The sequence below is a fragment of the Bradyrhizobium sp. genome, assembly GCF_017881085.1.
Lineage (GTDB): Bacteria > Pseudomonadota > Alphaproteobacteria > Rhizobiales > Xanthobacteraceae > Bradyrhizobium.
Map to the genome: position 1 here is coordinate 1 of NZ_JADGRI010000216.1, position 9,335 is coordinate 9,335.

The 9,335-nt window shown below is 64.7% G+C and carries 8 protein-coding genes and 2 pseudogenes; 8 read left to right on the forward strand and 2 right to left on the reverse strand.

Going from position 1 to position 9,335, the window contains the following annotated elements; translation table 11 throughout:
- The 4 genes and pseudogenes from QZ213_RS19065 to QZ213_RS19080 form a co-directional block, all read left to right on the forward strand.
- Positions 1-1,722 (forward strand): annotated as a pseudogene (locus tag QZ213_RS19065) (helicase); the annotation flags it as partial.
- Between the two features lie 74 nt (positions 1,723-1,796).
- Positions 1,797-2,066 (forward strand): RNA-binding S4 domain-containing protein, encoded by a 270-nt coding sequence (locus QZ213_RS19070; protein WP_291687653.1) that lies wholly within the window; start codon positions 1,797-1,799, stop codon positions 2,064-2,066.
- A 134-nt stretch (positions 2,067-2,200) separates the two neighbouring features.
- Positions 2,201-2,539, forward strand: a complete 339-nt coding sequence (gene fdxA, locus QZ213_RS19075) for a ferredoxin FdxA (protein ID WP_291687654.1) — start codon at positions 2,201-2,203, stop codon at positions 2,537-2,539.
- 108 nt (positions 2,540-2,647) lie between these two features.
- Positions 2,648-3,706 (forward strand): CarD family transcriptional regulator, encoded by a 1,059-nt coding sequence (locus QZ213_RS19080; RefSeq protein WP_291687655.1) that lies wholly within the window; start codon positions 2,648-2,650, stop codon positions 3,704-3,706.
- Between the two features lie 131 nt (positions 3,707-3,837).
- Here the strand turns inward: QZ213_RS19080 and QZ213_RS19085 are convergent, their stop codons facing one another.
- Together QZ213_RS19085 and QZ213_RS19090 are read right to left on the reverse strand one after the other, a co-directional pair.
- Complete coding sequence (locus QZ213_RS19085) at positions 3,838-5,292, reverse strand: M48 family metalloprotease (RefSeq protein WP_291687656.1); 1,455 nt, start codon at positions 5,290-5,292, stop codon at positions 3,838-3,840.
- 54 nt (positions 5,293-5,346) lie between these two features.
- Positions 5,347-6,078, reverse strand: a complete 732-nt coding sequence (locus QZ213_RS19090) for a thermonuclease family protein (RefSeq protein ID WP_291687660.1) — start codon at positions 6,076-6,078, stop codon at positions 5,347-5,349.
- 145 nt (positions 6,079-6,223) lie between these two features.
- Here QZ213_RS19090 and QZ213_RS19095 point away from each other — a divergent pair, with 145 nt between their 5' ends.
- The 4 genes and pseudogenes from QZ213_RS19095 to QZ213_RS19110 all read left to right on the forward strand — a co-directional run.
- The gene (locus tag QZ213_RS19095; RefSeq protein WP_291687657.1) at positions 6,224-6,637 is read left to right on the forward strand and encodes a VOC family protein; all 414 of its coding nucleotides are present in this window, start codon (positions 6,224-6,226) and stop codon (positions 6,635-6,637) included.
- A gap of 189 nt (positions 6,638-6,826) precedes the next feature.
- The gene (locus QZ213_RS19100) at positions 6,827-8,032 is read left to right on the forward strand and encodes an ABC transporter substrate-binding protein (protein ID WP_291687658.1); all 1,206 of its coding nucleotides are present in this window, start codon (positions 6,827-6,829) and stop codon (positions 8,030-8,032) included.
- A gap of 136 nt (positions 8,033-8,168) precedes the next feature.
- Positions 8,169-8,960 carry an enoyl-CoA hydratase gene (locus QZ213_RS19105; protein ID WP_291687659.1) on the forward strand — a complete coding sequence of 264 codons (792 nt, stop codon included), beginning with the start codon at positions 8,169-8,171 and terminating at the stop codon, positions 8,958-8,960.
- A gap of 1 nt (position 8,961) precedes the next feature.
- Positions 8,962-9,335: pseudogene (locus QZ213_RS19110) on the forward strand (hypothetical protein); the annotation flags it as partial.

The following is a 9,335-nucleotide window of genomic DNA, read 5'->3' on the forward strand; positions in this document are numbered from 1 at the left end:
GCAAAGCTGATGGCGGCCGACGACGCGCTGCATCCGCGCATCCGCATCATTTCCGACGAACGCCTCTCCGGCGCGCCGCGCGAGGCGGTGCAGGCGCGGCTCGATCTGTGGCTGAAGACGCATATCGAGAAGCTGCTCGGGCCGTTGTTCGACCTCAACAAGGCCGAGGACATCACCGGCATCGCGCGCGGCATCGCCTTCCAGCTGATCGAGGCACTGGGCGTGCTCGAGCGCTCGAAGATTTCGGCCGAGATGAAGGATCTCGATCAGCCGTCGCGCGCCTCGTTGCGCAAATATGGCGTGCGTTTCGGCGCCTATCACATCTATCTGCCGGCGCTGCTGAAGCCGGCGGCGCGTTCGCTGGCCTCGCTGCTGTGGGCGCTGAAACTGGACAATGTGGATCTGTCGGCGCTGTCGGGCGCGCAGCACCTGGCGGGTTCGGGGCGCACCTCGTTCCCGGTCGACAAGGCGCTGCCCCGCGACGCCTATCGGGTGCTCGGCTATCGCCAGTGCGGCGAGCGCGCGGTGCGGGTCGATATCCTGGAGCGGCTGGCGGACCTGATCCGCCCCGCGTTGTCCTGGCGCGAAGCCTCGCCGGGCGAAAAGCCGGCCGGCGCGTTCGACGGTCGCGGCTTTGTCGTGACGCAGGCGATGACGTCGTTGACGGGATCCGCCGGGGAAGATTTTGCCTCGATCCTGCGCGCGCTCGGCTACCGCATGGAGCGCCGCGCGCCGCTGCCGCCGAAACCGGTGGTGGTCGAGGCGCCCGCAGCGGAGGCTGCACCGGCGGAAGCTGCACCGGCGGAAGCTGCGACGGAAACCGCAGCCGCCGGCGAAGCGCGCACGGTGTCGTCCGCGACGCTGCTGCCCGATGTCGCTTTCGGCGCCGAACCGGCCGTGAGCGAGCCCGCAGCCGTCGAAGCGGCACCGGAGCCGGAAGTAACCGCTGAATCGGTTGAAGCCGCCGTGGTGGAAGCGCTGGAGGAGCCTTCGATCACGGCTGCGGCGTTTGAGACGCCGGAGCCGGCCCCCGCTGAAATAACGCCCGAACCCGCTGTCGCCGAAGCAACGCCGGAGACCGCGAGCGCCAGCGAAGCCGCGCCGGCCGAGGCTGGTGCTGCGGAGGTCGCTGCCGCCGCGCCCGAAGCCATCGCAACGCCGGAACTGATCGAAGTCTGGCGGCCCGGCGGTCGTTCCGAAGAGCGCCGCCCGCGTCATGACCGCAACCGCCATCGCCAGCACGACCGCCCCGCCGAAGGCGCGCAACCTGCCGCCGCCACGGGCGAGGCCGGCGACGTCGCAAAGGGAGATCGCCACCGCCGCGGACGGCGCGACCGTCACAACGAATTCCGCAAGCTGCGCGCCGATGCGCCGGCGACAGCTGCAGCACCTGCGGCGGCCGATGGCGCGCCGGCGGTTGGCGCACCGCGTGAGGACCAGCCTCATCCGCCGCGCGAGCGTTTTCAGGGCAAGGGCAGGGACAACGACAAGGGCAGGGACCGGGATAAGGATCGCGGCAAGTTCGGCGGCGGTCGCGACAAGGGTGGCCGCGACAAAGGCGGCCGCGATCGCGACAAGGGCGGCCGCGACAGCGGACCCTCGCACCGGCAATATGCCACCAGCGCCGCCCCGCGCGAGCGCGATCGTCCGGTCGATCCCAATTCGCCATTCGCCAAACTGGCGGCGCTCAAGGAACAGCTCGCCGCCAACCGCAAGGACTAGCCAACGCGTTTTCGAGCGAAGCCTTGGCCCCTTCGCGTCAAGAAATCGCATGAAGCGTTTTTCGATGGTGTTGCTTGGAACGCCAGCGTCTCGATAAATGGTTGTGGCATGCGCGGGTGGTGAAGGCCCGCAGCTCGGCCGCCGCGTTGGTCGAGGCGGGCCATGTCCGCATCAATGGCGTGCGCGAAAAAGCGCCGGGACACGGCGTGAAGGCCGGCGACGTGCTCACGATCGGGCTCGATCGCAGCGTGCGCGTCCTCAAAGTGGTCGGATTTTCGGAGCGGCGCGGCGACGCCGCGTCGGCGCGCGTGCTGTACGACGATTTGCAGGACGGCCAGCAATGACTATCTGTCAAAGCGCCGATACGGCCGGCGTGGTCGGTTGCAAAAACGCTGCCCGGGAGTACAGCGCTTCCCTTGCGGCTGCGGTGTTCCTGCGCTAGGCAACCCACTCAAAATTGACCGTTTCGGAGCCCTGGATGACTTACGTCGTCACTGAAGCCTGCATCAAGTGCAAATATACCGACTGCGTCGAGGTATGCCCCGTGGACTGCTTCTACGAGGGCGAGAACATGCTGGTCATCCATCCGGACGAATGCATCGATTGCGGCGTGTGCGAGCCTGAATGCCCTGCCGACGCCATCAAGCCGGACACCGAACCGGGCTTGGAGAAGTGGCTTGAAGTTAATACCGAATACGCCAAGAGCTGGCCTAACATCACCCAGAAGAAGGAATCCCCGCCCGACGCGAAGGATTTCGAGGCTGTGGATGGCAAGTTCGAGAAATATTTTTCTCCGAAGCCGGGAACGGGAGACTGACGGGAGACCGGTTTTCACTTAACCCTAATCCCGGTCTGGTCGCCAAAAATGCCCCCCAAACGCCCATACAGGGCATAAATCATTGATTTTTGCGGAAAATGTGCTATATTGGGCACATTCAAGCCGAACCCGTCAGCCGCGTATATGGCCCCTATGGGTTCCCGTGAAAAACATCGAACAGGGGCGTGGCAGTTCCGCGCGCAGGCTGTGTCACAGAAAACGCGTAAAAAGAGTGCTTCCAAGTTAACCAAGAAAGCCGCTGCGGCCAGCCGTAGTGCAACCAAAAGCCGTGCCCGGGCTTCTCTTAAGGATACCCGGACCGCCACCAAGGCCTCGGCTGCCAAGTCCTCAAAGAACAAAAGAAGCGCAATGCCAAACAAGACTGCAAAAACTGCCGCGAAAGCGACGGGTTCGAAGGCTGCTGCCTCGAAGGTCGCCCCCAAGACTGCTGCTCCGAAAACCGCTGCCGCCAAGCCCCCGATCAGCAAGCCGGTTGCGCACAAGCCCGTCGTCGCCGCCAAGCCGGCGGCCGCAGCGCCGCGCGTGGAGGAACCGAAGAAGGTCCTGACCCAGCGTCAGGGCTTCAAGACCAACGAGTTCGTGGTGTATCCCGCGCACGGCGTTGGCCAGATCCTGGCCATCGAAGAGCAGGAGATCGCCGGCGCCAAGCTTGAGCTGTTCGTGATCAATTTCATGAAGGACAAGATGACGCTGCGGGTGCCGACCGCCAAGGTCGCCAATGTCGGCATGCGCAAGCTTTCGGAGCCGGTGCTGGTCAAGAAAGCGCTGGAAACCCTGAAGGGCCGCGCGCGCGTCAAGCGCACGATGTGGTCGCGCCGGGCCCAGGAATACGAAGCCAAGATCAATTCCGGGGACATCGTGGCGATCGCCGAAGTGGTGCGCGATCTCTATCGCTCGGATTCGCAACCCGAGCAGTCCTACAGCGAACGTCAGCTCTATGAAGCCGCGCTCGACCGCCTGTCGCGTGAAATCGCCGTCGTGCAGCATGTGACGGAAACCGAAGCGGTGAAGGAAATCGAAGGCCAACTCGCCAAGAGCCCGCGCCGCGGCGCCAAGGCGGAAGCCGAAGTCGAGGCCGACGGTGAAGCCGATACCGAAGCGGATGCCGACGGCGACGATGCCGCAGTGGCCGACGAAGCGGCATAAGCCACTTCTCTATCCGCCTATCAATCAAGAGCCCGGTCGAGAGACCGGGCTTTTTGTTTGTTGTGAATCTGCAACTCCATCGTATCCATCGTCTCTGCGAAAGCATGCGAAAGCAGGGACGACGCGAGAGTTTAGTCCACCACGATCTTCACGAGATCGCGCACCTTCACCTGGGCGTGGCTGTCCAGCCCGTTCAGGACGCGAAAACGCTCGGCGGGGCGGTCGACGCCGGCCATGCGGTGCGACAGCGATTCGACGGTGTCGCCGGGCTGCACGGTGATGACCTTGATGCGCAGCGGACGCGCGGCCTGGATTTCCTCGAGCGTCAGGCGCCGGAAGGAATTGACGGTCTCGCGCGCGTTGCGCTCGCTCTCGGTGCTCTTCTGCCTGGTGGCGAAGATGAAGCGATAGACGTCGGTGCCGAACCGCAGCGCATAGACCCTGAACTGCCACTGATCGCCATGGGCGCTGGCGGATGCGGCCGGGAAGCCGTTGATGGTGACGTCCTCGGTCGAGGACTTCTCCACTCCCTCCATCCAGCCGGAATTGAGATATTCGCCGAGCGACTGTTCCGCCGGCACCCGCACCACGTCGAAGCGCATCGCCTGCGTGCCGGCCTCCCGCACGCCGATCACGGCCTGCGCGGTATTGTCCAGCGTGAAGTTGTCGGGCGCTGTGAAGGTGAAGCCGAGCTTGGGATGCAGGAAGCGGTGGCCGCGGACGAATCCCTCGCTCGGATCCTCGCCATAGACGATGTTGTCGATTGCCGTGAGATAGGTTTCGCGGTCGCGTTCGCCGCTTTCGGGCGAAACGTACTGCCGCGCGCTGTTCTGCGCGTTCTGGACGCGCTCGGGTGTTGCCGGATGCGACGACAGAAAGTCCTGCGCGCGCGGGTCGATCGAGGTCTTGCCGGCCTTCAGCTCGGCATTGCGCTCCATCGAGGTCAGGAAGCGCGCCGCGCCGTAGGGGTCGAAATGGGCGCGCGCGGAAATGCTGACGCCGATTCCGTCAGCCTCGAATTCCTGGGCGCGCGAAAAGCTCGCCATCGTCAGTTTGGTCTTGGCGAGCGCCAGCGCCGTTAGGTCGGGATCGTTGCTCATGTCGGTGACGACGCGGGTGACGATCGCGGCCTGGCGCGCCTGGTCCTCGCGGATCGCGGCGTGTTTGGCCAGCACGTGCGCCATCTCGTGGCTCAGAACCGACGACAGCTCGGACGTGTCGCTGGCGAGCGCGATCAGGCCGCGTGTCACATAGAGCTGGCCGGTCGGCAGCGCGAACGCGTTCACCGCGCCGGAATTGAGGATCGTCACCTTGTAGCCCTGATCGGGACGGTCGGAAGCCGCCACCAGCCGGTCGACGGTCTTGGTGATCAGGCCCTCCAGCTTGGGATCGTCATAGGCGCCGCCATACGAGGCGAGAATGCGCTCATGCTCGCGCTCGGCGGCCGGCGTCTGCACCACGGTGCGGTTGGGCTTGACCGGGGTTGCTGCGGGGGCCGCGGCCTGAAACCGGCCCATGTCGCCGCAAGCCGCAAGCACGAGCGCCGCGCACAAAAGCACAGGCGCAGCCCAAAGGCTGCGGCTCATCCTTCCCTCGCGCCGTCCCGCAAACTCCGCCACTACAGCCCACTCTCCGGCAGGTCAGTTCCCGCCCAGCACTTCAATCTGCCCCACATGGAGCGCCTCGATTCGCGGCCCGGTGCGCGACTCGACCCAGCCCCGGACACGAATCCGCTGGTTTTCAAAGGACTTAAGCACGATACCGGCGGCCTCGAAGGCCGACAGCACGCGCCTTGGAATAGTCACAGCAAAGTCCCGTGTCCAGTTCCGTCCGAAGTTCAGATAAGTCGTTGCCCCGGCCTGTCTGACGGACAAAACCTTGCCCTCGACCACCATAAACCGCCCGATCCCGGTCAAAATATCGCCCGGACTTTCCGCGTTTTTTATGGCCGATGAATCGGCCCAGATGCCCGCTTTGGCCTCGCGTCCGGCGGTTTCGGCGGCGGCCAGCGCCGACGCACACTCCTTGTCGGTCACCGCGCCAGAGACCAGCGCCGCGCCCTGCGCCAAAAGCTGAGCCTGCACCGGGGTTTGCGAGGAGGCGAGAAAGACGAAGGCCGGTTGACGGCCGTAACGGTCGGGCGCGTCGTCCCGTCCCGACAATGTCACCTCGCGCCCGATCACGATGGCCGACAATGCCGAAATATTTTTGGTTCTTTCGGTCCCGGCCGGCTCGATGCCGGCAAGAAGCACCTCCCGGCCGTCCTCGAGGCGAAAGCTGCGGGCGTCGATGATCGCGGCGACGCGGCCTTCGCCCTGCGGTTCGAACGCGCAACCCTCCGCGCTCGCCGGACCAACGGCGGCAACCACCATCAGGCTACAAGCCGCCATGGCTGCCAACCCGCCGCAACGCCCTGCCGTTCTGGACATCGGTTTCATGACGCGGCTCTATGTCTGACTGGTTCCTGCATTCTGGCGGCTCGTATCCGAACACGTTTTGCCGACGAAGGGGAGATCGATGGAAGTCAACGGCATCGCGCATATTTTTCTGACCGCGTCGAATTTCGAACGCTCCCGCGAATTCTATCGCAAGCTGCTGCCGTTTCTGGGCATGCAGCCGGTCATCGACAGCGAGACGACGTTCTACTGCGTCGGCGGCCGCACCGCGGTCGGGATCAGCGCGCCGTCGCCGGAGCACGCGGGCGCCGCGTTCGAGCAAAAGCGCGTCGGCCTTCATCATCTCTGTTTCCGCGCCCGCGAGCGCGCCGACATCGACGAGCTGCACGGCTTCTTGTGCACGCTCGGTGCCACCATCCTCCGCGCGCCGCGCGAGGATCAATGGGCGCCGGGATATTATTCGCTGCTGTTCGAGGATCCGGACGGCATCAGGCTGGAGCTCAACCACGTGCCGGGGAAGGGCCTGCTGGCATGAGCGGTCGGCAAAGTCGAGTGCGACAAGCTCGTTGCCCATCGATCATTCCGCTTTGCGGAAATTAGAGCTAGGCGCGTGACCGTGCCGTTGGGCGCTTCGGCTTGCCGCTGCACGTGGCTTGCGGCATGATCGCGGCAATCAGATAAAGCGCCGCGAAATCAATGCGGCAGGTCGACAGGGAGGCTTTCGATGAAAAGGGCTGTAACCGGCGTTTTCGCCACGGTGCTGGCGCTCGCCGCCACCGCCGCATTCGCGCAAAGCAAGCCTCCGCTGAAACTCGGCGGCATCCTCGACATGTCCGGTCTCTACGCCGACATCACCGGCCCCGGCAGCGAGACCGCCGCGAAGATGGCGGCGGAGGATTTCGGCGGCGAGGTGCTGGGGCGCAAGATCGAGATCGTCGCGGCGGATCACCTCAACAAGGCGGATCTCGCGGCCAACATCGCCCGCGACATGATCGACAACCAGGGCGTCGAGATGATCTTCGACGTCGCGGCCTCCGCCACCGCGCTCGCCGCCGGCGAGATCGCCAAGGCGCGCAACAAGATCATCATGTTCAACGGCCCGGGCTCGATCCGCCTCTCCAACGAGGCCTGCGGTCCCTACACCGTGCATTATGTGTTCGACACCTTCGCGCAGGCCAACGTTACCGGGCTCGCCGCGGTCAAATCCGGCCTCGACACATGGTTCTTCCTCACCGCCGATTACGCCTTCGGCCAGGATCTCGAAAAGGACACCACCAACGTCGTCTTGAAGTCCGGCGGCAAGGTGCTGGGCAGCGTCAGGCATCCGCTCAACACCTCGGACTTCTCGTCGTATTTGCTGCAGGCGCAGAGTTCGAAGGCCAAGGTGATCGGGCTCGCCAATGCCGGCGGCGACACCATCAACGCCATCAAGCAGGGCGCCGAGTTCGGCCTGATGAAGGCCGGCCAGAAGATGTCGCCGCTGCTGGCCTTCGTGACCGACATCGATAGCGTCGGGCTCGACACCGCGCAGGGGCTGCTGCTGGCCGAAGCCTTTTATTGGGACCTCAACGACGACACCCGCGCGTTTTCAAAACGCTTCATGGAGCGGGTCAAGCGGGTGCCGACCTCGGCGCAGGCCGGTGTCTATTCTTCCGTGACGCATTATCTGCAGGCCGTGAAGGCCGCGGGCACCACCGACTCCGCCGCCGTCATGAAGGTCATGAAGGACACCCCGATCAACGACTTCTTCGCCAGGAACGGGAGAATCCGCGAGGACGGCCGCATGGTGCACGACATGTATCTGTTCGAGGTCAAGAAGCCGTCGGAGTCGAAGGGCCGCTGGGACGACTACAAACTGCTGGCGACCGTGCCGGGCAACGAGGCGTTCCAGTCACTGGAATTGTCGCGCTGCCCGCTGGTGAAAAAGTGACGGAGTGACCCCATTCGTCATTGCGAGGAGCGCAGCGACGAAGCAATCCGGCTTTCTTGCTGCGGTGCTATGGATTGCTTCGCTGCGCTCGCAATGACGGCTGAGAGACCACCAACAACAACGAAAGCCAAAACTCATGTCCAATGACATCGTCCTGCAAAACCTCGACCAGGGCCTGCTCACGATCACCATGAACCGGCCCGACCGGCGCAACGCGCTCAATCCGGACATGACGCTGGGGCTGGTCGAGGCGGCGCGGCGCGCGGCGGAGGATCACGAGGTTCGCGCGGTACTGCTGAAAGGTGCGGGCGGCACGTTCTGCGTCGGCGGCGACGTCAAATCGATGGCGGAGGGGCGGGCGCCGCTGCCGTTCGAAGCCAAGAAGACGAACCTGCGGCGTGGCATGGAGGTCTCGCGCATCCTGCATGAGATGCAAAAGCCTGTCGTGGCGCAGGTCGACGGCGCGGCCGCCGGCGCCGGGCTTTCGATCGCGCTGGCCTGCGATCTCCGCGTCGCCAGCGCGTCCTGCAAGATCACCACGGCGTTTGCCAAAGTGGGATTATCAGGCGATTACGGCGGCACCTACTTCCTGACGCAGATGCTGGGGAGCGCCAAGGCGCGAGAGCTCTATCTGATGTCGCCGGTGCTGACGGCGCAGGAAGCCTTCGCGCTCGGCATCGTGACAAAAGTCGTTCCCGACGCCGAGGTCGGAGCGGCCGCGCATGAGCTGGCGATGTCGCTGGCGCAGGGCCCGTCGGTGACGCTGGGCTACATCAAGCGCAACATCAACAATGCCGAGCATTTGTCGCTGGAAGCCTGCTTCGACGCCGAGGCAATGCATCATTCGCGCTCGGGCGAGACCGCCGATCACAAGGAAGCCGCGAAAGCGTTCGTCGAAAAGCGCAAGCCCGTGTTTCAGGGCCATTGAGATGGCGAGTTACTTGCGGCTGCGGCAGATCTGCCTGGTGGCGCCACGGCTCGAACCTGTGGTCTCCGATATCGCCGGCATCATGGGGCTGAACATCTGTTACCGCGACGGTAACGTCGCCAAATACGGCCTGGAGAACGCGCTGCTGCCGGTCGACACCATCCTGTTGGAAGTGGTGGCGCCGTTTCAACCGGGCACCGCGGCGGGACGCTTTCTCGACAAGACCGGCGGCCGCGGCGGCTACATGGCGATCTTCTGCTGCGACGACCCCGACGCACGCGGCAAGCATGCCAACGGCATCGGCGTACGCACCGCCAATGTGATCACGCATGCGCCCTATCACGGCGTGCAACTGCATCCGCGCGACTGCCGCGC

Bases quoted from the DNA above. Each gene is read 5' to 3' on its own strand.
- QZ213_RS19105 (WP_291687659.1), top strand. From the start codon at position 8,169: ATGTCCAATGACATCGTCCTGCAAAACCTCGACCAGGGCCTGCTCACG.
- QZ213_RS19090 (WP_291687660.1), bottom strand. From the start codon at position 6,078: ATGGTGGTTGCCGCCGTTGGTCCGGCGAGCGCGGAGGGTTGCGCGTTC.
- QZ213_RS19095 (WP_291687657.1), top strand. From the start codon at position 6,224: ATGGAAGTCAACGGCATCGCGCATATTTTTCTGACCGCGTCGAATTTC.
- fdxA (WP_291687654.1), top strand. From the start codon at position 2,201: ATGACTTACGTCGTCACTGAAGCCTGCATCAAGTGCAAATATACCGAC.
- QZ213_RS19100 (WP_291687658.1), top strand. From the start codon at position 6,827: ATGAAAAGGGCTGTAACCGGCGTTTTCGCCACGGTGCTGGCGCTCGCC.
- QZ213_RS19085 (WP_291687656.1), bottom strand. From the start codon at position 5,292: ATGAGCCGCAGCCTTTGGGCTGCGCCTGTGCTTTTGTGCGCGGCGCTC.